1 protein-coding gene is annotated in these 515 nt (G+C 61.7%); it reads right to left on the reverse strand.

Annotated elements, in window-relative coordinates:
• Nucleotides 1-11: 11 nt before the first annotated feature.
• On the reverse strand, nucleotides 12-515 hold a 504-nt coding region (locus tag JAN5088_RS00015; RefSeq protein WP_055680764.1), incomplete at its 5' end, for a calcium-binding protein.

The following is a 515-nucleotide window of genomic DNA, read 5'->3' on the forward strand; positions in this document are numbered from 1 at the left end:
CCTCACCGAGGTTAGGCGAAGAGGAACTGATCCTCCGTGAGGGCGTGCGCGTCGAGCCCGTAAACCGCAAGCGAAGTCGCATCGTCGAATTCGAACTCTGTCCGCCCTTGCGAACCCGATGCGAACGTCAATACATCGGCGAAGGTCTCGATGCCTTCAATCTCGAAGACGATCCGATCACCTTGTCCAAAGCCGTAGACTCGGTCCGTTCCGCCACCATCGGCGAAGATCAGCGTATCGTCCCCGCCACCCAGAAAAATGCGATCGTTGCCCGCTCCGCCCGCCACGCTGTCGTCGCCCGATCCCGCAAAAATGCGGTCGTCGCCAGAGCCGCCAAGCAGGGTGTCGTTACCCCCTTGGCCATAAAGGCGGTCATTACCTTGACCACCCGCGACAATGTCGTCGCCATCCTGACCGAAAAGGCGATCATCGTCCGCCCCGCCCGAGAGCAGGTCGTCGCCCCTACCACCGTAGAGTGCGTCTTCGCCCCGGTCTCCAAAGAGCCGGTCGTCTCC

This window comes from Jannaschia rubra (assembly GCF_001403735.1).
Lineage (GTDB): Bacteria > Pseudomonadota > Alphaproteobacteria > Rhodobacterales > Rhodobacteraceae > Jannaschia > Jannaschia rubra.